Source organism: Barnesiella sp. An22 (genome assembly GCF_963931395.1).
GTDB classification, from domain to species: domain Bacteria; phylum Bacteroidota; class Bacteroidia; order Bacteroidales; family Barnesiellaceae; genus Barnesiella; species Barnesiella merdigallinarum.
Genome location: NZ_OZ007014.1, coordinates 1,560,909 through 1,585,067 on the forward strand (window position 1 = coordinate 1,560,909; position 24,159 = coordinate 1,585,067).

The 24,159-nt window shown below is 53.3% G+C and carries 11 protein-coding genes; 9 read left to right on the forward strand and 2 right to left on the reverse strand.

Annotated features, from left to right (window positions below; genetic code table 11):
• Positions 1-12 precede the first annotated feature (12 nt).
• Both ABGT88_RS06255 and ABGT88_RS06260 read right to left on the reverse strand, forming a co-directional pair.
• Positions 13-2,304, reverse strand: coding sequence for an NADP-dependent malic enzyme (locus ABGT88_RS06255; RefSeq protein ID WP_346701041.1), 2,292 nt, complete (start codon positions 2,302-2,304; stop codon positions 13-15).
• Positions 2,305-2,586: 282 nt separating this feature from the next.
• Entirely contained in the window at positions 2,587-4,224 is a 1,638-nt protein-coding gene (locus tag ABGT88_RS06260; RefSeq protein WP_087407642.1) for a DUF6377 domain-containing protein, read from the reverse strand.
• A 320-nt stretch (positions 4,225-4,544) separates the two neighbouring features.
• On the opposite strand from ABGT88_RS06260, the gene ABGT88_RS06265 reads away from it, so the two are divergent.
• The 9 genes from ABGT88_RS06265 (at position 4,545) to ABGT88_RS06305 (ending at position 24,142) form a co-directional block, all read left to right on the forward strand.
• Positions 4,545-5,903, forward strand: coding sequence for a SusF/SusE family outer membrane protein (locus ABGT88_RS06265; protein ID WP_346701043.1), 1,359 nt, complete (start codon positions 4,545-4,547; stop codon positions 5,901-5,903).
• 75 nt (positions 5,904-5,978) lie between these two features.
• Positions 5,979-8,972, forward strand: a complete 2,994-nt coding sequence (locus ABGT88_RS06270) for a TonB-dependent receptor (RefSeq protein ID WP_258326970.1) — start codon at positions 5,979-5,981, stop codon at positions 8,970-8,972.
• Positions 8,973-8,985: 13 nt separating this feature from the next.
• Positions 8,986-10,482 (forward strand): RagB/SusD family nutrient uptake outer membrane protein, encoded by a 1,497-nt coding sequence (locus tag ABGT88_RS06275; protein ID WP_087407639.1) that lies wholly within the window; start codon positions 8,986-8,988, stop codon positions 10,480-10,482.
• 19 nt (positions 10,483-10,501) lie between these two features.
• A complete protein-coding gene (locus ABGT88_RS06280) occupies positions 10,502-11,938 on the forward strand; it encodes a SusF/SusE family outer membrane protein (protein ID WP_346701045.1) in 1,437 nt (478 codons plus the stop codon).
• 12 nt (positions 11,939-11,950) lie between these two features.
• Complete coding sequence (locus tag ABGT88_RS06285) at positions 11,951-13,726, forward strand: glycoside hydrolase family 66 protein (protein ID WP_346701047.1); 1,776 nt, start codon at positions 11,951-11,953, stop codon at positions 13,724-13,726.
• 117 nt (positions 13,727-13,843) lie between these two features.
• A complete protein-coding gene (locus ABGT88_RS06290; protein ID WP_346701049.1) occupies positions 13,844-16,909 on the forward strand; it encodes a TIM-barrel domain-containing protein in 3,066 nt (1,021 codons plus the stop codon).
• Between the two features lie 29 nt (positions 16,910-16,938).
• On the forward strand, positions 16,939-19,098 hold the full coding sequence (locus ABGT88_RS06295; RefSeq protein ID WP_346701051.1) for a glycoside hydrolase family 97 protein: 2,160 nt from the start codon (positions 16,939-16,941) through the stop codon (positions 19,096-19,098).
• A 772-nt stretch (positions 19,099-19,870) separates the two neighbouring features.
• Positions 19,871-20,932, forward strand: a complete 1,062-nt coding sequence (locus ABGT88_RS06300; protein ID WP_241147784.1) for an efflux RND transporter periplasmic adaptor subunit — start codon at positions 19,871-19,873, stop codon at positions 20,930-20,932.
• 30 nt (positions 20,933-20,962) lie between these two features.
• Positions 20,963-24,142: an efflux RND transporter permease subunit gene (locus ABGT88_RS06305; RefSeq protein ID WP_346701053.1), complete on the forward strand. Its 3,180-nt coding sequence runs from the start codon at positions 20,963-20,965 to the stop codon at positions 24,140-24,142.
• Positions 24,143-24,159: the final 17 nt, after the last annotated feature.

Here is a 24,159-nt window from a genome sequence, read left to right on the forward strand (position 1 = left end):
CTGTCTTCTCGCTTACTGTTTGTTTTTGTTCTGACGCTCCTGTACAATGGCATCGAGTACCGCTACCGTGGTGAGGTTGACGATGTCGCGCGTAGAGCTGGCGATGTCGGTAAAGTGGATAGGCTTGTTCAATCCCATCTGAATCGGGCCAATCGACTCGGCTACCCCCATCTCGAGCATCAGTTTGTAGGCCGAGTTGGCCGAGCTCAGGTTGGGGAATACGATGGTGTTTACCTCGCGCCCCTTGAGTTTGTTGAAGGGGTAGGTCTTGTCGCGCAGCTTGTTGTTGAGGGCGAAGTTCATCTGCATTTCGCCGTCGATAAGCATCTCGGGGTACTGCTCGTGCAGAATCTCGATAGCCTCGTGTATCCGTTGCGGGCTGCCCAGGTTGTCCGACCCGAAGTTGGAGTAGGAGACCATGGCAATGACGGGGTCTTGCGCAAAGAAGCGCACCGAGTCGTAGGCGAGTCGGGCAATGTCGACCAGCGTATCGGTGGTGGGCTTGCGGTTGATGAGGGTATCGGCAATGAAGTAGGTGCCCCGCTTGGTGTTCAGGATGTGCATGGCGCCGAAGTGTTTGTAACCCGGACGGATGCCGATCACATCCTTGGCTATCTGTATGGTCTCGGCATACTTCGAGTAGGTACCGGTGATGAAGGCATCGGCCTCGCCGGCTTCGACCATCATCATACCGAAGTAGTTGCGGTCGAACATCTTTTCGTGAGCCTCGGGGTAGGTCATGCCCTCGCGTTGACGCTTCTCGGTGAGCATGTGGGCATAGCGGCAGCGGCGATCCTCCTCGTCGGGGTGGCGCAGGTTGATAATCTGCATGCCCGTGAGGTCAACGCCTATCGAGGCGGCCAGTTTGCCGATGAGCTCGTCGTTGCCCAGCAGGATGGGGTGGCAGATGCCGTCGCGCATGGCCGTCTCGGCAGCTTTCAGCATGTTGGCGTGGTTGGCCTCGGCGAATACCACCCGTTTGGGCTCCTTGCGGGCCATCTCGGTAAACTCGCGCAGCATCTTGTTGTCATAGCCCATGAGCTTCTTCAGCCGGTCGTTGTAGGCATCCCAGTCGGTAATGGGGTGCTGGGCCACGCCCGACTCCATGGCAGCCCGGGCCACGGCCGGAGCTACGGCGGTGAGCAACCGCGGGTCGAGAGCTTTGGGAATGATGTATTGCGGACCGAAGGTGAGGCGCTTGATGCCGTAGGCCGAGTTGACCACGTCGGGCACCGGCTCTTTGGTGAGCTGGGCAATGGCGTAGGTGGCGGCCCGTTTCATCTCTTCGTTGATGGTCGTGGCGCGTACGTCGAGCGCCCCGCGGAAGATATAGGGGAATCCCAGCACGTTGTTGATTTGGTTGGGATAGTCCGACCGGCCGGTGGCGAAAATCAGGTCGTCGCGCGAAGCCATGGCCTTGTCGTAGGCAATCTCGGGATTGGGATTGGCCAGGGCAAAGACGATAGGACGCTCGTTCATCGACTGTACCATCTCGGGGGTAAGTACGTCGGCCACCGAGAGGCCCAGGAAAATATCGGCACCCCGCATGGCCTCTTCCAGCGTGTGGATGTCGGTGCGGTCGGTAGCGAACTGTTGTTTCGAGGGGGGCAGGTTGGGACGGTCGGAGCGGATAACACCTTTGCTGTCGACCATGACAATGTTTTCGCGTCTGATGCCCAGACCCATGTAGAGCTTGGTACACGAGATGGCGGCGGCACCGGCACCGTTCACCACGAGCTTGGCCTCTTCGATTTTCTTGCCCTGTATCTCGAGGGCGTTCAGCAGACCGGCACCCGAGATGATGGCCGTGCCGTGCTGGTCGTCGTGCATGACGGGGATATTCAACTCCTCTTTCAGGCGGGTTTCGATTTCGAAACACTCGGGCGCCTTTATATCCTCGAGGTTGATACCGCCGAAGGTAGGCGATATGGCCTTGACGGCCTCGATAAACTTGTCGGGGTCTTTTTCGTTGACTTCAATATCGAACACGTCGATGCCGGCAAATATCTTGAACAGCAGTCCCTTGCCCTCCATCACCGGCTTGCCGGCCAGGGCACCGATGTCGCCCAGACCCAGCACGGCCGTACCGTTGGAGATGACGGCTACCAGATTTCCCTTGGCCGTATATTCATACGCCGTATCGGGGTTCTTCTCTATCTCGAGACAGGGTTCGGCTACGCCCGGCGTATAGGCCAGGGAGAGGTCGCGCTGTGTACTGTATGGCTTGGTGGGAATGACTTCGATTTTCCCGGCTTTGCCTTCGCTGTGATATTTTAAGGCATCTTCTTTTAATTCGTTTGACATAAATATAGTATTAAGTAGTTTCTTCGTTTAATTTGTATGCTTAAAAGTTAAATAGCTTTTAGACTGTAAGCAAGCCGTATGCAAATGTAGCAAATATATCTCATCTCATGTGTTAAGAAAAATGTTTCTTTAACAATAAAGATTACATAAATAGTCGCTTTCTTTTCCTCTCGATTCGGCAACAGAGCCGATTGGGGGGCAGTTGTCGAGGGTATGAAGTGCCGCCCCTGAGGCGGTGGCAGATACCCCTCCCCCGGGTCGGCTATCGCTTCGGTGTGGATGTTACAGGTGCATGACTCGCTCTTCGAAGTCGTCGCGAGAACCGATGGCCGAGTTGCGAATCTTTACCCGATAGTTGTATATGGTCGAAACCGAGTAGCACAGGAAGCGGGCTATTTGGTTGCTGTCGGTCGTGCCCAGGCGAACCAGCGCATAAATGCGTAGCTCGGGGGTGAGCGAATTGGGCTTGGGGGTGATGCGAGCCTCGGGCACCAGCAACTCGTTGAATTTCTCGACAAAGTCGGGGTATAGTTTCAGAAACGACTGGTCAAACTCGGCATAGAACATTTTGCGTTCGTTGTTGATACTGTTCTGTGATTTCAAATTTTTAGAGAGTTCTTCCATCTTGCCCATCGAGGCCAGTTTGTTGAGCGAACGTCGATACTCGTCCATCTTGTCGATATATACGGCACACTGGTCCATGTATCGGCTCAGGTACTCCTCCTTGACGTGATTGCTCTCGGTGAGCGAGTTGTTCACGGTCTGCAAGTGTTTGTTGGTCTGGTTGAGTTTCTCCTTGACACTGTTGAGCTTGTGGTTTTGGAAAAACAGAATCACGAAGGTGATTAGCAGAATCACGCAGAAGGCGCAGGTGATGTAGGTAAACGTAATCGAGAGTTCGCGTTGTTTCTGTATCTGAGCCTGATATACCTCTTCGATAATGGTGAATACGGGCATGAATTCGAGGCTGCGCACCCGAGCGTTGCAGGCCCGGGCATCCTCGACCGAGCATTTGATGTAGTTGTAGGCGCGCTCGATGTCGCCCTCGTTGAACAGGAGTTCGGCCAGCCGGTGCAGCGAAACATATTCCCGCACGGCTGCTTTCAGGTCGCATTGAGCCGAGAGGGCGTAGTAGATTTTTGTGCTGTCGTTCTGTTGGGTCTGGGCAAAGACTTCGGCCATGCCGTAATAGATGATGCCCCGGTCGTGCGAGTTGAGTTGGCCTCGATAGAGAGCTTCGCGCAATATTTGCAATGCACTGGCGTAGTTGTGTTGTGCGGTGAGTTCGTCTGCCTTGACCACATAGTAGGTAAACGAGTTGGAGGGGTTGGACTGCAAGATAGAGTCGCGATAGAGGTTCAGGTGCTTGTTGTAGTCGTTGCGAATCTCCGGCTCCAGTGCATAGTCGGCCAGTAGTCCGTAGAGAGTCCGTTTCAAATGGTAGTAATAGGGAATGATGTAATGGGGCAGGGAGCTGCGTTTTATCTGGTTCAGCAGTTCGTCGGCTTCTTTGTACATGCCTGCGTTGTAGAGGCACTCGACCATATTGAGTCGGGCTTGTACCTGCATGTCTCGATTTTTCACCTGGTCGGCCAGATGAATCTGACGTTTTACATATACCGTTTGAGAGTCGATGCTGAATGCCCGATAGGCGTCGACTAGGTAGCCGAGAGCCCGGAATCGTTCGGCCGGTGAGAGTTGTTTCCTCAGGTTTTGTTTGAGAGTCTGTATCTCTCGCTCTTTTTTTTGACTGAAGCGGTAGCGGTAGCCGATGAGTCGGTCGAGCGAATCGAGTGTTGCTTCGACGGTGAGTTGGGGCGGTTCGCAGCTTGGGGTTGCAGCTTGCGTATGAAAACAGGCAGGGAGCAGGGTGAGCAGGATGCCTATCGACAGGAGGGCAGGTCGATGTGATATGTTCATGGATGAGAAAATAAAGTTTATCGTTTTTTTTCTTGTCTTGTCTTCGATATGGGCAGATATGGGAATCGACGAAACAAAGATAAAAAGAATATTGTAAACAGAGCTGTTTAGGGGTGAAAAATGCTATCATAATGGCTACTTTTATGAATGCTGTATTTTTGTATAAAATATTGATAATAAAATATTTGTTTTCATTAAATATCTACTTTTTTACTACACCGAATTGACAAGGCCAAATAACCCTTCTATTTTTGTGTGGAAAATTGAAAACAGGGCGTGTACTCTGTGTAAACAAATTTATTAACCCAATATTAAATAGCATGAAAAGCAGATTCTTACTTTTCTCGGCTTTAGCCTTATGTTCGGCTACGGTAGCAGCCGGCAATTATCCCGCCTCGTTATATGTAATAGGTGATGCCACCCCGGCACAATGGGATAGTAATAATGTGATTCGTATGGTAACGGTCGAAGATGGTGTGTATGAATACACCGGCGATTTGACCGAAGGCCGCATGCGTTTTGTAACGACGTATGATTTTGCTCCCGGCTATGGCCCGGCCATGGCCTCTACGGTTGTGGGCGATAATCCCAATGAAACCTATCTGGATTTGACAACCGGTTCTCACGAGTTGGAATATCGTAGCGACTACACGGCTCCCGACAAGTCGTTCAAGGTATCAGCTGCCGGGCGCTATAAATTCAGAGTCGACCTTACCGGCGAAAAACCGCTGGTCGAGGTAATCGACGGTACCGAGTTGCCCGACCAGGCTGCCGCACACTTTGAGGCCGTGTATGCGATAGGCGATGCTACGGATGTGCACTGGGCTATCGAGAGTGCCATCGAGCTGCCCGAGACCTCTTTCGATTCGGGCATCTACAAAGGCACGTTGCAACTGAGCAAGTGCGAGGCTTTCGAAGGCTTGAAGTTTATGATGACCCGGAAGTGGAACGACCGCATGTACGTGTCGGCTCAGCCTGAGCAGACGATTGCCGCTCCCGGTGAGTATGATTTGAAATATACCACAACCAGCAGTGAGGACTGGAAGTTCGGTGTTCTGGTCGAGGGTTTGTACGAGGTGACGGTCGATGTAAACACCATGAAACTGACCATCGCCGAAACCTATCCCGAAAAGTTGTGGGTCATCGGTGATGCCGTTGGCGGCTGGACATTCGAAGACAACCATATTCTGGAAGTCAAGGACCAGGAAGGGGTATACTCCTGGACGGGCGATTTGACCGAGGGCGAATTGAAATTCTACGACGGCAACAGCTTTGACTATACGGCCTATGGCGCCGAGGCTGCCAACACTCCGTTCCAAGAGGGTGAGTCGACAATCACCAAGTTGAGCGATGGCAACGACTTCAAGTTCTACGTCGAGGCTGCTCAAGCCGGCAACTATACGTTGACTGTCGATCTGAAATCGATGAAACTCAATGTCGAGAAAAACGAAGGTCCCTCGACGGCAATCGAAGAGATTGAATCGATCGATTGGGTACAAGAGTCTTATGGAATCGTTTGCGACCGGGCTCAATCCATGGCACTGTATGACATCAGCGGCCGGAAAGTCGTTTCGGTCGACGCCACGCTGTTGTCCTTCGATGGCCTCAATTCAGGTATTTACGTGCTGGTTATCGAGACCTCCAAAGGCCGTATGACTCATAAGATAGCAGTTCGATAAATTATTTCATGGAGAGGCTGCTCTGCAAGTGTGGCAGCCTCTCTTTTTTACTTTCCCCCTAAAGAAAAATTATAGATGAAAAACAACCATTTGGGCAGGATCACATGCTGTGTAATCCTCTTATGCCTGTTACCATTCGCCGTATGGGCTCAGAGCAAGGTCGAGGGCACTGTTCTCGACGTCAACCAGGAGCCGCTTATCGGTGTCAATGTATCGGAGAAAGGGACTTCGAACCGAACCGTGACCGATATAGATGGACATTTCAGTCTCAATCTCAGTTCGGCCAATCCCGTATTGCATCTCAGTTATGTAGGCTATGTGGCTCAAGACGCCGATGTGAACGGACAGAGCACGATGCAGATTGTCATGCACGAGAACAACGAGATGCTCGACGAGATTGTAGTCATTGGATATGGTATCCAGAAGAAAAGCGACTTGACGGGAGCTATCTCGCAGGTCTCCTCCAAAGATTTGGCCCGTCAGCCGTCGCCGAGCCTCGGAGCCGCCTTGCAGGGTAGGGCCCCCGGTTTGCAGGTAGTTTCGAGCGGGGCCCCGGGCAGCAACGTGAGTATGAAAATCAGAGGCATCGGTTCCATTAACAACAGCGACCCCCTCTTGGTTATCGACGGTGTACCTACCGATGTACCTTTGAATATGATCAACATGGACGACGTGGAGAGCGTCGACATCCTTAAGGATGCCTCGGCTACGGCCATCTACGGTTCGCGCGGTGCCTATGGCGTGATTATCATCACCACCAAGCGAGGCTCGCAGGAGCGCAACAACCTGAATTTGAAAGTGACCTACGGGTTCGATCAGTTGCAACGCACCCTGCCGTTGCTCAACGCCACGCAGTTTGCCTCGTTACACAACGAGATGATGAGTGCCGGCGGACAACCCCAGTATGCTCTCTTCAACGACCCCACCAAACTGGGCAAGGGTACCGACTGGATGGGCGAGCTTTTCCAGTATGCTCCTACGCAGACCTATTCGGCCAACTATTCGGGGGGTACGCAAAAGAGCCGTTACTACGTGTCGGGTACCTACTACGATCAGCAGGGTATCATCAAGACAACCGACTACAAGCGGTTTACACTTCAGTTCAACTCCGATGTCGAACTCTACAAATGGTTGAAGTTGGGGCACAACCTTTCGCTCAACCACGACATTAAGTCGCAGGGCGAGTACAACATCCAGAACACCATGAAGGCGCTGCCTACCCAGGCCATCAAAAACGAAGACGGCTCTTGGGCCGGCCCTGTGGGATTGGCCATGTATGTGGGCGATATTGCCAACCCCATCGGTAAAATGATGGAGAATACCTCGACCACCAAGGGCTACAACCTGCTGGGTAATATCTATGCCGAGATAAAACCGTGGGAGTGGCTCACGTTTAAGAGCACCTTTGGTATCCAGGCCCTCTTCTGGGACAGCAAGAGCTGGACTCCCAAGTACGACTGGGAGCCTATCGAGCAACCCGAGTCGCAGGCTTCGCGCCAGTACAACAAGAGTTTTACCTGGTTGTGGGACAACCTGCTCACCTTCAACAAGACCTTCAACGACAAGCATGCCGTAACCGCCATGATAGGTTCGTCGGCCCAGACCAACACCTACGAGTTTATGAGCGGTAGCATACAAGGCTTCATCAGCGATTCGGCCCAAGAGTTGGCCAACGGTATTCTGGAGCCCACCCTCACCGGTAACGGCAGCGACTGGGCGCTCCTGTCGTTCATGGGCCGTATCAACTACACCTATGACAATCGCTATCTGTTTACCGCCACCATGCGTGCCGACGGTAGCTCGCGTTTCAGCCGGGCCAACCGCTGGGGTGTATTCCCCTCGGTGTCGCTTGCCTGGCGAATGAGCGAAGAGGAGTGGTTCCAGAAGAGTTTTGCGTTGAGCGACCTGAAGATACGTGCCGGATACGGTGTTACCGGTAACCAGGCCAGCGTGGGCAACTACGCCTATGCCTCGGTACTGCAAACCGTGCAATACAATTTCAACGGCAACCAGGTGTCGGGTCTGGCCCCGTGGGTGATGCCCAATCCCAATGTGCGCTGGGAAGAGGTCGAGCAATACAACGTAGGTATCGATGCTTCGATGCTCGACAGCCGGTTGCTGGTAACCCTCGACGGATATATCAAGAATACCAACGATATGCTGGTGCCCATGTCGGTACCCATCTCTTCGGGTTACTCCGACGAGAACGTGTCGCAAATCAATGCCGGCCTGATGCGCAACGTCGGGGTCGAGTTGGCCCTGACCTCGTTCAACTTCCGTGGAGGCGACTTCACCTGGTCGACTACGGCCAACGTGTCGTACAACCACAACGAACTGATTAGCCTGAACAGCGACGTGCCCATGTATTTCGACAACAACGTGCACATGGTGGGCTATCCCATCAGCGCCTTCTATGGTTATGTGACCGACGGTATCTTCCAGACGCAGGAGGAGGTCGACAACCACGCCATACAGACGGTGGGCAGCGATCCTACGTCGAGCACACAGCCGGGCGATATTCGTTTCAAGGACTTGAACAACGACGGTGTCATCAACGACGACGACCGTACCGTATTGGGCAGCCCTACGCCTTCGTGGACTTTTGCCATGAACAACCAGTTGTCCTACAAGGGATTCGACCTGGAAATCTTCTTCCAGGGCGTAGCCGGCAACAAGATTTACAATGGCAACCGCGCGTCGCTCGAGGCCATGAGCGTAGCTCAGAACCAGATGACGACCGTGCTCGACCGCTGGCGTGGACCCGGCACGAGCAATACGATGCCGCGTGCCGTCTTTGGCGACCCCAATAAGAACAACCGGGTATCCGACCGATTCCTCGAGGATGGCAGCTACCTGCGCTTGAAGAACATTTCGCTGGGGTACACCCTGCCCAGTCGCCTGACCAAGAAGGCCGCCATGCAGCAGGTGCGCCTCTCGGTATCGGCACAGAACCTCTTTACCCTTACCCGCTATACGGGTCTCGATCCCGAGGTGAGCGGTTCGGGCAACGACAATAATGTGTATCCCGTGACCCGTAATTTTACGTTCGGATTGAACATAACCTTTTAATCCATAACCACCGATGAAACGAACAACTTATATCATATCGATTTTCGGCGCTCTTGCCATGCTGTTGAGCGCTTGCAGTGATTTCTTGGATCGTGAGCCCTGGGACTCGGTCGATACGTCGGAGGGTTTCCAAACCGCCGAGGATGCCGTGGCGGCTGTCAATGCGGCCTACCAGCCTCTGCAATGGGCCAAACTCTACAACATGCGCATCTGGACGCTCGACATCATGGCCGGCAACAGTGTCGTGGGTGCCGGTGGCGGTACCGACGGTATCGAGACGGTCGACCTGGCCAATTTTATCGCTACGGCCGACAACTTTGCCGCCCTCGACTTGTGGCGCGGTCCTTCGCCCGGTATCTTGCGGTGCAACTTCGTGTTGCAGAATGTACCCGGTATGGATATGGACCAGACGCTCAAGAACCGTTGCCTGGGCGAAGCCTATTTCCTGAGAGCTCACTACTACTTTATTCTGGTACGGCTTTTCGGCGGTGTACCTTACATAATCACGCCTCAAACCTCCGAGACCAATCTGTTGGTAGAGCGTGCCCCGGTAAGCAAGATTTACGAACTCATCACATCGGACCTCAAGAATGCCATCTCACTGCTTCCCAAGAAATCGGAGTACTCCACTACCGATCTGGGCCGTGCTACCCGCGAAGCCGCCATGGCCGAACTCATCCGGGTATACATGACCTACGAGCCCAGTAACGACAAGTACGAAGAGGTAGTGCGCATGTGCGACGAGATAGGCTCGATGGGTTACGAGCTGGCCAGCGACTACTCCGACATTTTTGACCCCGCTAAAAAGAACGGCGTGGAGTCTATCTTCGAGGTGCAGTATTATGGCAAGACCAACTACGATTTCTGGAGCAACGAGAACCAATGTTCGTGGACCAGCACCTTCATGGGGCCCCGCAACTCCGACATGGCTGCCGGCTGCTACGGCTGGAACCAGCCTACGGCCGAGTTTGTAAGCCAATACGAAGAGGGCGACTTGCGTAAGGACAAGACCATCTTCTACATGGGGTGCCCCACATTCGACGGCAAACAATACAGCTCGTCCTACTCGACTACGGGGTACAACGTGCGCAAATTCCTGCTTACCAAAGCTCAATCGCCCGACTACAACACGAGCAATGCCGACTGGGTCGTTACCCGTTATGCCGACATCTTGCTGCTCAAGGCCGAGGCGCTGAACGAACTGGGTCGCACCGTACAGGCCGAAGATCCGCTCTACGAGGTACGCAAACGTGCCGGCCTCACCGACCGAAGCACCATTGAGGGGCTTACTCAAGCCCAGATGCGTGAGAAGATTATCCACGAGCGTCGCATCGAACTCGCCTTCGAAGGTCACCGTTGGTTCGACATGATTCGCTACAAGGACAACTATGCCCTCAACTTCCTCCACTCGATAGGGAAGACATCGGCCAGCTCCAAGCATCTGTTGCTCCCGATTCCCCAGCAGGAGATCGAGGCCAATCCGATGTTAACGCAAAATCCGGGTTACTAATCAAAGAGACTGAAAAACAATGAAAGCAAAGACTATAATAGGTATGACATTACTCGCCTCGGTCGGTCTGGTCGGGTGTGAGGAGGAGATTGTGCTCGACAAGGGCGAGTCGCCCCTGATGATAAATCTCTCGGCCGATTCGGTACGTTGCGACCAGCGCAGCGATGCCCAGGAGGCTCTGCAAATTACCTGGACCAGCGGGACCAACCAAGGTACGGGTGCAGCTATCTCGTATTTTTTCGAGATGGATGTGAAGGGCGATAATTTCGAAAATGGTATCAAATACAACATCGGCAAGACCGATTCGCGGGTAATCTCCTTTACCAACAAGGAGCTTACCGATACCTTGCTCCACTATTTCCCCACCATTCCCCTCGAGCAATACACCGATTTTGAAATGCGGGTAACGGCTACCGTCGCAGACCCCACCGTCCCCATGCAGGTATCGCCTGTGAAGGAGGTAAGAATCGCTCCCTATAAATGGCGGGTGCTCAACCTCTATATCATCGGCGATGCTACCCCCAATGGTTGGGACAATCAGTTGGCCACCATCATGTCGAGCGACTACGACAACATTGCGCACTTCACCTGGCAGGGTATGCTCAAGAAGGGCGAAATCAAGTTCAATGCCCAGCTGGGCGACTGGTATCCGTGCTACGTGCGCGACAACGACGACCCCACCAGGATGCACTACCGGGAGAAAGAGGAAGACTATCCCGACAACAAGTGGGTAATCGAAGAGGCCGGCAACTACCTGATCGATGTGAACCTCGACCTGCTTACCGTCAGCTTCACCAACCTCGACGGCGAGGTACCCTTCTCGACCCTTTATCTGGTAGGCGAGGCTGCACCCTCGGCCATCAAACTCGAGCAGTCGAGCGACGACTCCTTTATCTTTACCTACAACGGAGCCTTGTCGGCCGGCAATATGCTCATCTCGAGCACGACCGCGACCTCGGGTTGCGCCGGTTATCAGCCTCTCGACAACAACGGGCTGGGTACCACGACCATCCAACTCGTCGACGATATAGGCACGGCCAGCAAGCAGTGGAACATACCGGCTGCCAACAAGTACAGCGTGACACTCGACTTGCGGGGCAATACTCTGGAGATTGGCAACTACGTAGGATACGAGCATGTATGGATCATGGGCTCGGCTGCCCCCGGCGGTTGGTCGTGGGACAACATCACCGAGATGCAGCGCAGCTCGTCCAATCCCAACGTGTTCACCTATGAAGGCTATCTGTCGGAGGGCGAACTGAAGTTCCCGCTCGAAATCGACCACAGCTTTGGCGGCGATTTCATACTGGCTCCGCAGGCCAACTGTCCCATCTCGGAAAACGGATCCTACGTCATCGGCAACCAGCCCGACAACAAATGGATTATAAGCGAAGCCGGGAATTACCGCATCACTATCGACGTGGAAAATGAAACCATCTCATTCGTAAAATTATAAAGTTCAAAAGATATGATTAAGAAGCTGTTTTTAGCCTGCCTTTCCGTTTCGGTTCTCATGTCGATTTCGGCCTGCAACCGCTTTGACATAGAGAACGATCCCATCACCTATGGCGATGGTTACATGGAGGTACAACTCAATACCGATAAAGCCTGCTATGCTCCGGGCGAGGCTGTGAATTTCACGCTCAACAAGCTCATTCAAGGGGCTTCCAACGTGATGGTCCGTTACCGTCATTTGGGTACCACCCTCGAGGAGGCTCCGCTGAGTAGCTGCAGCTGGAGCTGGCAGCCGCCTGCCACCGACTATCAGGGCTATATGGTCGACCTGTACAGCAAGGATGCCGACGGGGTAGAGACCGTCTATGGCAGCATTGCCGTCGATGTATCGTCGACCCCCGACCGATTCCCGCGCAACGGTTTCCTCTCGGCCTATGGCAACATGACCGACCAGGATATATCCGACGTCATGTCCGACCTCAATCGCCATCACATCAACTACGTGCAATTCCAGGACTGGCACTACAAGCACCACAAACCCCTGGCCGGTACGCCGTCGGCACCGATGGAGGTGTGGACCGACATCATCAACCGCGACTGCTACAAGAAGACGGTAGAGGGATATATCGAAAAATCGCATCAGTATGGCATGAAGTCGTTGTTCTACAACCTGGCTTACGGTGCCCTTGCCGATGCCGCCGAAGATGGCGTGCAGGAGGAGTGGTATCTCTTCAAGGATGCCAGCCATGTGCGTAAGGATTGCCACGAGCTGGGATCGCCTTTCAAGAGCAGCATCTATATTGTCAATTCGGGCAATGAAGCCTGGATCGACTACATCACCAAGCAGAACAGCGACGTATATGCCGTGTTCGATTTCGACGGCTACCAGATAGACCAGTTGGGCGACCGGGGCGAAACCTATGACTATTATGGCAACCGGGTCTATCTCGACCAGACTTTCAAGCACTTTATCGAGAGCATGAAAGAGGCCAATCCCGACAAGTCGCTCGTGATGAATGCCGTGGGCCAGTATGGCCAGGAGAACCAGATTTCGAAAGCTCCTGTCGACTTCCTCTACACCGAGGTGTGGGACCACAGCGATGACCGCGGATATACCATCTTCTCCGACATCATTACCAACAACGACAAGTGGTCTAATGGCAAGAAGACGGTTCTGGCCGCTTATATGAATTACGAGCACGGACGCAAGGGGCGCAGCTATTTCAATACGCCCGGTATCCTCATGGGTAGTGCGGCCGCTTTTGCCTGGGGCGGTTCTATTCTGCAACTGGGCGAGCATCTGCTTTGCAACGAGTATTTCCCCAACAACAACCTCTCGATGCGGGGTGAGTTGAAGATTGCGCTCATTCACTACTACGATTTCCTCACCGCCTACCAGAACCTGTTGCGCGACGGTGGCGAATGGTACGGTATCGATGTCACCTCGACGTCCGGCGATATTGCATTCAACCAGTGGGGCCCCGTGAGAGGCCAGATTGCCACCGTGGGCAAACGCTTCGACGACCGCGATGTGATACACCTGTTGAGCTATCGCAATGCCACGCACCTCGATTGGTGCGACACCAATGCCAACCAGGGTGAGCCCGATTTGCTGGAAGCCGTGAATGTGAGCTTTGCCGTCAAACAGAATCCCAAAGCCGTATGGGTGGCTTCGCCCGATGTGAAAGACGGTGTGGCCATACCGCTCGAGTATGAATATGCCGGCGGCAAGATAACCACAACCCTCCCGGCCTTGAAATACTGGGACATGATTGTCGTGGAATATTGAGATCTCGGAAGCGGGCTGGGGGAGGAGTCCTGCAGGGGATTGCCTCGGCCCGGCCGGCTCTGCCGCGACGAATAGAAAAGAAGTTACAAGATTGCTTATTTTGAAATATAGTTTTTTATGAAGTACAAATTGCTGTCTGTTTTGATGCTGTGTGCCTCTATCGGCGTGCATGCTCAAGAAGAATTTTTGTGTGGCGATCGAATGGCGGTATTCTATCCGGCCGATTTCGATTCGACACAAACTTTGGCCTCGTTTGCCATACAGAAAAAGTTGACCCGGCAGGGCGATGTGCCGTCCGACTGGGAGATACGTCCGGTTTTCAAAACAGACGATAACGGGAAAACCCTGGTAGAGATTGCTTACAGCGACAATGTCGACCTGTACGGAACGGGGCTTGTAAACGGCAATTTGCGCCGTAACGGTTATGATATTCCTCTGTGGAACAACGACAACTATGGCTATTACAAAGAGGGGCTCTATCAGTCGCACCCCTGGATTATGGGGGTACGTCCCGATGGCAAAACCTTCGGTATCATTGCCGATAACAGTTGGCGCTCGGAGATTAACCTGACGAACCCAATGAAAATCACCAGCGAAGGTCCCTCTTTCCGGGTGGTCGTTATCGAGCGTAACTCTCCGGCCGAGATGATGCAGGCCTTGGGCGAACTGACGGGTACCATCAACCTGCCGCCGCTGTGGGCTATCGGGTACCACCAGTCGCGCTATAACCCTTCGTACAAACCGGCCGATGTCCTGTGGATTACCAGCGAGATGCGTCGTCGCCATCACCCGTGCGACGTCATCTGGTTCGACATCGACTATATGGATGGGAAACGTCTTTTCACCTACGACGATTCCGATTACTTCTCGGCAGCCGGAGTTCCCAATCCGCTGGCCATGAACGACTCGCTTCACAGCCGTAACTTCAAGGCCGGTTACATTACCGACCCGGGTGTGAAAATCGATGATAGCTACATTGTCTATCAGCAAGGACAAGAGGGCGATCACTGGGTGAAAACCGAAGACAAGGTGACCGACTACGAGGGCGAAGTGTGGCCGGGCATGTGCAAGTTCCCCGACTTCACGCGGCCCGAGACTCGCGAATGGTGGGCCGGCCTCTATGGCGAGTTCTACAAGGAAAACAATATGGACGGTGCCTGGAACGACATGAACGAACCGGGCGTGTTCAATACCCCCGAGTGGACCATGCTCACGACCAACTGGCATCGCGGTGGCGGCGATTTGGCTGCCGGGCCTCACATGCGCTATCACAATCTGTACGGGTCGTTGATGACGAAAGCCTCTTTCGAAGGCCTCATGCAGAGCCGCCCCGACAAGCGTCCCTTCCTCCTCTCCCGTGCCAATCACCTGGGTGCACAACGCTATTGCGCTACGTGGACCGGCGACAATCTCGACACGTGGAAACACTTGAAGCTGACGATTCCCGTACTGCTCAACCTCGGCCTCTCGGGACAACCTTTCGGCGGCCCCGACGTTGGCGGATACGGCCGCATCGGCAATGCCGACCTGATGGGCCACTGGTTTGCGTTGGCTCCCTATTACCCCTTCTCGCGTAATCACACGTCGGAACACGCTCAAGAGCCCTGGGCTTTTGGCAGCAAGATAGAGAAGGTGGCCCGCAACGCCGTGAACCGCCGTTACCATCTGTTGCCCTATTTCTATACGCTGTTCCGCGAATCGTCTCAAACGGGCATGCCCGTCATGCGCCCGGTATTCTTTGCCGATTTGACCGACGAAAGTTTGCGCGAAGAGCAACAAGCCTTCCTGTTGGGCGGTGACCTGCTCGTGATTCCGCGCTGGGCTGTCAACCCCACCTTGCCCGGTGGCGACTGGGACGAGCTGACACTGGAAGCCGAGGACGACGGTTATCAAGCCATCGTAGCACTTCGCTCGGGTGCCATTCTGCCTTATCTGGGTCACGACATTCAGAGCACGGCCGAGTACACGTGCGACTCCATTACGCTGTATGTAAATCCGCTTGACAACGGTCAGGCCGAAGGTGCCTTGTACGACGACGAGGGCGAAGGCTTTGAATACCGGAACGGCGACTATGCCCTGTTGCAATTCTCCTGTACGGAGTATAATGCCGATTCGCTGTTGGTAAGCATCACCCAAACCGAAGGCAGTTTTGAACGTCCGGCCCGCTATTTCAGGGTAGCTGTTGTCGGTGGCGAGCAAACTCAATACTCCGACTGGACGAGCAGCAATACGATTCGGGTACCGAAAGTAGCCGATGTTTCCGAGTCGCTCGATTTGAGCAAGATCGGCACCTACTTTATTGCCGGTTCCTTTACCAACTGGTTCAATGGCGACGAAGACAAACGCCTCATGCTCAAAGACCCCTCGGAAGACGGAACACTCACGAGCGACCGCCTCTATTTCGAAGCCGGCACCTATGAAATGAAGTTTGCCAATACCGACAACTGGAGCGATACCGATTGGGGTGCTCCCGACGGGAACAACGGCCTGACGGGTACTGCCGTGAAGGGCCCCGACGAGAGTTGCGAGAACATCAAGTTTACCATCGAGACGAGCGGAAACTATTACATTACCTTTAATCCTCACACCCTGCAGTATGCTGTCGTTCGCACATACGACTCGGTACAAAAGGAGATTTATGTAGGCGGTACCTACAACAACTGGACTCTGGGTGCCGGTTACATGGAACTGGTGGCCGACAACCAATGGGAGGTAACCGACGTGAATATCCCGGCCGGAGAGTGGGAGTTGAAATTTGCCAACACTAACAACTGGAGCGACAAGGACTGGGGTGGTGTAGAAGGCTTGGCCGGAACGGCCGTCGAGACCACAGGCGGCAAGCCCAACCTCAAATTTACCATTGAGACTACCGGCGATTATACGATACGGTTCAACGACCAGACTCTGGTTTACAGCATAAGCAAGGAGAGCACGGGTGTGCAGGCTCCGGTTGCAGATCAGAGTTATGTCTATCCCAATCCGACCAAAGATTTGATCAATGTGCATCTGGCCTCAAACGAAGGTGAAATAGAGATTTTTTCGATAAACGGCCAGTGCGTGATGCAACAAAGATTGAACGGTAGTGTATCGACTCTGGATATTGCCCAACTGAACAAGGGTACTTATCTGGTGAGAATCTCGGAAGAAGGGCAAATGACAGTGTGCAAACTGTTGAAAGACTAATGAATAAAATATACAGATAAATATAAATCATGAATCGAAAAGCTTTGAAAATAGGGGTGGCGGCTGTACTTTGCAGCATGGCCGTTTCGGCACAGACCTTGCTGTCGCCCAACAAACAGTTGCAGATGGATTTCTCGATAGAGAAAGGTCGTCCTACGTATACATTGCAATATAAGGGAAAAACGGTAATTGCACCCAGCCATCTGGGTATCGAACTCAAGGGCGAGTCGCAGCGGCGCGACTTCAACGACCTGGACGAGAAGAACGAGGGTACACCCTATTCGCTGATGACCGGGTTTTGCATAGCCGATACGGCCTGTTCCACATTCGACGAAACTTGGACTCCCGTATGGGGTGAAGAGGCTTCGATACGCAACCACTACAACGAGTTGGCGGTGACTCTGCGTCAGAAAAATACCGACCGCGAAATGGTGCTGCGTTTCCGTCTGTTCGACGATGGGTTGGGCTTCCGTTATGAATTTCCGCAACAGAAGAACCTGAACTATTTTGTCATCAAGGAAGAGTGCACCCAGTTTGCCATGACCGGCGACCACACGGCCTACTGGATTCCGGGCGACTACGATACGCAGGAGTATGACTACACCGTATCGCGCCTCTCCGAGATCCGCGGCCTGCAGGCCGGTGCCATCACCGAGAACCTCTCGCAAACCAGCTTCTCGCCCACAGGCGTGCAGACGGCCCTCATGCTCAAGACCGACGATGGCCTCTACATCAACCTGCACGAGGCTGCGCTTATCAATTATGCCTGCATGCACCTCAATCTCGACGACGAGCACATGATTTTCACCTCGTGGCTTACCCCCGATTCGCAAGGCGACAAGGGCTACATGCAGACACCCTGTCACTCGCCCTGGCGCACGGTTATCGTCAGCGACGATGCCCGCGACATCCTCGCCTCGCGCATCACGCTCAACCTGAACGACCCCTGCAAAATCGAGGATACCTCGTGGATTAAACCCTGCAAGTATGTAGGCGTGTGGTGGGAGATGATTACCGGCATGGGCGACTGGTCCTATACGTGGGATTTCCCCTCGGTGCAACTGGGTGTGACCGACTATGCCAAGGCCAAGCCCCACGGTCGTCACTCGGCCAACACCCAAAATGTGAAGCGATACATCGACTTTGCGGCTGAAAACGGCTTCGACGCCGTGCTGGTCGAGGGGTGGAACATCGGCTGGGAAGACTGGTTCGGAAACTCCAAAGATTATGTGTTCGATTTCGTAACACCCTATCCTGACTTTAACCTCGAGGAGATACGCGACTATGCCAAGAGCAAAGGGGTGAAGATGATCATGCACCACGAGACCTCGGCCTCGATTCGCAACTACGAGCGCCATCTCGACCAGGCTTACCAGTTTATGGTCGACAACGGTTATCCGGCCGTGAAGAGCGGCTATGTGGGCAATATCATTCCGCGCGGTGAAAATCACTACAGCCAGTGGATGGTCAACCACTACCAGTATGCCGTCGAAAAAGCGGCCCAGTACAAAATCATGGTCAATGCTCACGAGGCCGTGCGTCCTACGGGTATATGCCGTACCTATCCCAACCTTATCGGCAACGAGTCGGCCCGGGGTACCGAGTATCAGGCCTTCGGCGGCAGCAAGCCCTACCACGTGGCCATTTTGCCCTTTACCCGGCTCATCGGTGGCCCCATGGACTACACGCCCGGTATCTTCGAAATGGACATCAGCAAGTACAACCCCAACAACCACTCGCATGCCAACACGACTATCGCCAATCAGCTGGCTCTGTATGTGACCATGTACAGCCCCTTGCAGATGGCGGCCGATCTGCCCGAGACCTACGAGCGGTTTGCCGATGCCTTTCAGTTCATCAAGGATGTAGCCATGGAGTGGGAGAAGAGCGTCTATCTCGAAGCCGAGCCGGCCGAATATATAACCATAGCCCGCAAGGCTAAAAAGACGGGTGAGTGGTTTGTCGGTAGTGTAGGCGGTTACAACGCCCGTGTCTCCGAAATCAGTTTCGATTTCCTGGATAAGGGAAAGAAATACGAGGCAACGGTTTACAGCGATACGAAAGAGACTCACTACCTGACGAATCCTCAGAAGTATGAAATCAGAAAAATCAAGGTTACTTCGAAATCGAAATTGAAACAGTATGTCGCTCCCGGTGGAGGATATGCCATTTCGATAAAGGAGATTTAAGGCGATACCTCGCTCTTTTGGCGGGCGGCCGTTCTCTTCTTCCAAGTTCTCTCTTCTTGCGAACGGGTTGTGTGCGAAAGTGTGCACGACCGGTCAGGAGGACAGGACCGGGGTGAGGAGAGCGGTCGCCTCTGTTTTTGGAGGCTGGCAGGCAATAGGCTCTCTTCCGATTTTGTATTGGTGCATGAGCCGTTGTCGTCCGATTCATTTCCCTTTGTGCCGTTGCATATCGGTTGGTATCCAGTAAAGTATGGTACAAAAATCCGATATATTCGTCGAAAATTCCTCGACCGGTTGACAAAGCGTGTAGATATGGACAGATTTTTGGCCGGAAAGTATTCGAATCGGAAAAATAGAACTAAATATCGGTGATAAAGAACCAGTTCGTACAGTAGGAAGAATTTATCTTTGCAGTCGAATAGGTATAAGAAAGATTGTATGGCGAAATATATAAATTTTATTTTATTTTATTTTTTCATTATTTCCAGCTATTATACAGACTTTATTCCTAAATTTGTGGCATTTGAAAAAGCTGGCAAAAGTCCCTGTTTATTGGGGTAGTAAGTCATTTTATAGGAGCAGAGAGAGTCTATGAATAGGATATTGATTAACATTTGTTAATATAAGGTTTAAACAGAGTACCAACGTCGACAATAATATTTTGTTACTTATGAATATGAAACTGACCAAAAATTTTATTCAACCCATCGCAGGTGCGATGCTTTGTATTTTTTTGTTTTCCTGTGGAGGGAAAAATGCTCAGACAGGTGGAATGGCTCGTGAGTATGCCGTGATGACATTGGAGCCCGACTCAATGGAGTGGTATAGTAACTATCCTGCCGCAATCAAAGGTAAACGGGATATTGAGATACGGCCGAATGTAAGCGGCTTTATTACCGAACTGCGGGTAGACGAGGGTTCGGTCGTGCGTAAAGGCCAGGTGCTCTTCGTAATCGATACGGTGCCTTACAAGGCTGCTCTGAAGGTAGCCGAGACCAATGTCGAGGTGGCTCGCGCCAACGCCGAGACTGCCCGACTGACGGCCGAAAACAAGCGCGAGTTGCAACGCCGCGACATCATCAGCGAGTACGATTTGCAGATGGCCGAGAACTCCTACGCGTCGGCCAAGGCTCAACTGGCTCAGGCCGAGGCTCAGTTGGTGAATGCCCGCAACAACGACTCGTATACCCGCGTGACCAGCCCGCTCGACGGTGTGGTAGGCGAGATTCCCTTCCGGGTAGGTAGCCTGGTATCGCCTTCGTCGGCTACGCCGCTTACTACCGTGTCGGACAATGCCGAGATGTATGTCTACTTCTCGATGACCGAGCGTCAGATTCTCGAGCTGGCCGCCCAATACGGTGCCGACAACTTCCTGTCGAAACTCCCCGCCGTATCGCTCAAGCTCTCCGACGGCAGCATCTATCCCCTGAAGGGCGAAATCGAGACCATCAGCGGTATCATCGACACGCAGACCGGTTCGTCGAACATGCGTGCCACCTTTGCCAACCCGCACAAGTTGCTGCGTAGCGGCGGCGCGGGTGTGATTATGATTCCGATGAAGAGCGACAGCGCCCTGCTGGTGCCCCAGAAAGCTACCTATGAGATTCAGGACAAGAAGTTTGTTTACGTAGTCAACGACGACTCTACGGTAAAATCGACCGAAATCACCATCTCGTCGATCGACAACGGTAAAGACTACATGGTGCTCTCGGGCCTCAAGGCTGGCGACCGCATCGTGGTAGAAGGTGTCAATACCCTCAAGGACGGTATGACCATTCAGGTAGCCGGAGCTCAGGCTCAAGGTCAGGCTCAGGCTCAAGCACAAAACAAATAATAACCCTCAACTTCAAAATAGGAAGAAATTATGAAGTTAGACAGATTTATCAATCGCCCGGTATTGTCGACCGTGATATCCATCTTCATGGTTATACTGGGCCTTATCGGACTTGTATTTTTGCCCATCACGCAATACCCCGATATTGCACCGCCTACGATACAGGTCTCTACATCCTATACGGGTGCCAATGCCCAGACTATCTTGAATAGTGTAATCGCTCCCTTGGAGGAGTCGATCAACGGTGTGGAAGACATGATGTACATGACGTCGACCGCCACCAACACAGGTTCGGCCACCATCACCGTATATTTCAAACAGGGTACCGACCCCGATATGGCTGCCGTGAATGTGCAGAACCGGGTGTCGAAAGCCTTGAACCTGCTGCCGGCCGAGGTAACGCAGGTGGGTGTGATTACCCAGAAGCGACAGACCAGTATGCTGATGGTATTCTCGCTTTACAGCCCCGACGACCGGTATAGCCTCGAGTTCCTCGAGAACTACGCCAAAATCAACGTAATCCCTCTGGTACAACGTATCCCGGGTGTGGGCGATGCCAACGTAATGGCTACCGACTACTCGATGCGTATCTGGCTCAAACCCGACGTGATGGCACAATACGGATTGATGCCTACCGATATAGCCGCCGTGCTGGCCGAGCAGAACATCGAGGCCGCCCCCGGTCAGTTCGGTGCCCAGGGTAACCAGTCGTTCCAGTATGTGCTCACCTACAAGGGCCGTCTGCAAACCCCCGAGGAGTTTGGCGACATGGTCATTCGGGCCGATGCCGACGGTCAGATTCTCTATCTGAAAGATGTGGCCGACATCGAGCTGGGCCGTTTGACCTACGGGTTTAAGAACTTCCAGAACGGCCACAACGCCGTGAGCTCCATGATTTACCAGACGGCAGGTTCGAATGCTACCGAGATTATCGGCGATATTACCGACCTGCTCGACGATATTCGCAAAGACCTCCCGGCCGGTATGGAAATAGAGACTACGCTGAATGCCAACGACTTCCTGTTCGCTTCGATTCACGAGGTAATCAAGACCCTTATAGAGGCCTTCATTCTGGTGTTCTTCGTGGTATACATCTTCCTGCAAGACTTCCGTTCGACGTTGATTCCCGCCATCGCCATCCCGGTATCGCTTATCGGTACCTTCTTCGCCCTGTATCTGATAGGCTTCAGCCTCAACCTGCTTACCCTTTGCGCCTTGGTATTGGCCATTGCGATTGTGGTCGACGATGCGATCGTGGTCGTCGAGGGTGTCCATGCCAAGTTGGACCAGGGATACAAGTCGCCGCGTAAGGCTTCGATCGATGCCATGCGCGAGCTCTCGGGAGCCATCGTCTCGATTACGCTGGTGATGATGTCGGTGTTTATCCCCGTTAGTTTCATGACCGGTACATCGGGTACCTTCTACCGTCAGTTCGGTCTTACCATGGCCTTCGCCATCGGTTTCTCGGCTATCAACGCCTTGACGTTGAGCCCGGCCCTGTGTGCCATCTTGCTGAAACCGCACGACAAGAGCGGCGCGGGTCATAAGAAATCGACCTTCATCGACCGTTTCCACACGGCCTTCAATGCCGCTTACGATACCTTGCTGGGTAAATATAAAAACGGTGTAAAACATTTTGTACATCATAAGAAATTCTCCTTTGCCGGTGTTATCGTGGCTATCATTATTCTGGTAGTGCTGATGAACGTGACACCTACGGGTCTGGTGCCCAACGAAGATACGGGTACCATCATGATTACGGCCGACTTGCAGCCGGGTACCTCGCAAGAGCGTACCGAGCAAGTGCTCATGCAGGTCGACAGTATCATCGGGTTGCACCCCGCCGTGAAGGGCCGTACGCAGATTGTGGGCTTCAGCTTCATCGGTGGTCAGGGCAATACCTACGGTTCGTTCATTGTCAAGCTGAAAGACTGGAGCGAGCGTACCGGCAAGGGTATGGATGCCAACTCGGTCATCGGAGCCCTCTACTCGAAGTTCGCTACCGAGATAAAAGATGCCCGTGTGCTCTGCTTCGCACCGCCTATGATTCCGGGTTATAGTATCAGTAACGGTTTCGAGTTGAACTTGCAGGATAAGACCGGTGGTTCGCTCGACCGCTTCTACGAGGTGACCCAGGACTTCCTGGCCGAGTTGATGAAACGACCCGAGATTGCCATGGCCTCGACTACGTTCAACCCCTCGTTCCCGCAATACATGGTCGATGTCGACGTGGCCAAGTGTAAACAGGCCGGCATCAGCCCGAGCGATGTGCTCACGGCCATGCAGGGTTACATCGGAGGTATGTATTCGTCGAACTTCAACCGGTTCGGTAAACTCTACCGGGTGATGATTCAAGCCGAGCCCAGTGCCCGTGTAAGCCCCGAGAGCCTCAACAACATCAAGATTCGCAACGGTTCCGAGATGGCGCCCATTACCAACTTCATTACCCTGCGCAAGGTCTATGGTCCCGATAACATCAACCGTTTCAACATGTTTACCTCGATCAAGATCAACGGTAACCCCGCCGACGGTTACAGCTCGGGTGAGGCCATCAAGGCCCTCGAGGAGGTAGCCGCCGAGACCCTGCCCGTAGGTTACGGCTACGAGTTCTCGGGTATGACCCGTGAGGAACAAAGCTCGAGCAGCGGTACCACGGCCATCATCTTCGTGCTCTGTCTGGTATTCGTTTACCTGTTGTTGAGTGCCCAGTACGAGAGCTACGTGCTGCCTCTGTCGGTAATCCTTTCGATACCGTTCGGTCTGGCCGGTAGCTTCATCTTCGCCCTCATCATGGGAGTCGAGAACAACATCTACCTGCAGATTGCCTTGATCATGCTTATCGGTCTGTTGGCCAAGAATGCGATTCTTATCGTCGAGTTCGCCCTCGACCGCCGTCGTACCGGTATGCCTATCATCAATGCCGCCATCGACGGAGCCGCCGCCCGTTTGCGGCCTATCCTGATGACGTCGTTGGCCATGGTCATCGGTCTGTTGCCTATGATGTTTGCCACGGGTGTAGGTGCCAACGGTAACGGTACCCTGGGTGCCGGTGCTGTGGGCGGTATGCTCATCGGTATGATTTGCCAGATATTCATCGTGCCCGCTTTGTTTGTGGTATTCGAGATTATTCAAGAGAAGATCAAACCGCTCAAATGGGATGATTTGGACAACTCGGAGGTACGCTCGGAGATTGAGCAGTATTCCAAATAAAATAGAACGCGATATAA

Excerpts from the sequence above, each read along its gene's own strand:
- ABGT88_RS06285 (WP_346701047.1), top strand. The coding sequence starts at position 11,951 with ATGATTAAGAAGCTGTTTTTAGCCTGCCTTTCCGTTTCGGTTCTCATG.
- ABGT88_RS06270 (WP_258326970.1), top strand. The coding sequence starts at position 5,979 with ATGAAAAACAACCATTTGGGCAGGATCACATGCTGTGTAATCCTCTTA.
- ABGT88_RS06255 (WP_346701041.1), bottom strand. The coding sequence starts at position 2,304 with ATGTCAAACGAATTAAAAGAAGATGCCTTAAAATATCACAGCGAAGGC.
- ABGT88_RS06275 (WP_087407639.1), top strand. The coding sequence starts at position 8,986 with ATGAAACGAACAACTTATATCATATCGATTTTCGGCGCTCTTGCCATG.
- ABGT88_RS06290 (WP_346701049.1), top strand. The coding sequence starts at position 13,844 with ATGAAGTACAAATTGCTGTCTGTTTTGATGCTGTGTGCCTCTATCGGC.
- ABGT88_RS06305 (WP_346701053.1), top strand. The coding sequence starts at position 20,963 with ATGAAGTTAGACAGATTTATCAATCGCCCGGTATTGTCGACCGTGATA.
- ABGT88_RS06260 (WP_087407642.1), bottom strand. The coding sequence starts at position 4,224 with ATGAACATATCACATCGACCTGCCCTCCTGTCGATAGGCATCCTGCTC.
- ABGT88_RS06265 (WP_346701043.1), top strand. The coding sequence starts at position 4,545 with ATGAAAAGCAGATTCTTACTTTTCTCGGCTTTAGCCTTATGTTCGGCT.
- ABGT88_RS06300 (WP_241147784.1), top strand. The coding sequence starts at position 19,871 with ATGGCTCGTGAGTATGCCGTGATGACATTGGAGCCCGACTCAATGGAG.
- ABGT88_RS06280 (WP_346701045.1), top strand. The coding sequence starts at position 10,502 with ATGAAAGCAAAGACTATAATAGGTATGACATTACTCGCCTCGGTCGGT.
- ABGT88_RS06295 (WP_346701051.1), top strand. The coding sequence starts at position 16,939 with ATGAATCGAAAAGCTTTGAAAATAGGGGTGGCGGCTGTACTTTGCAGC.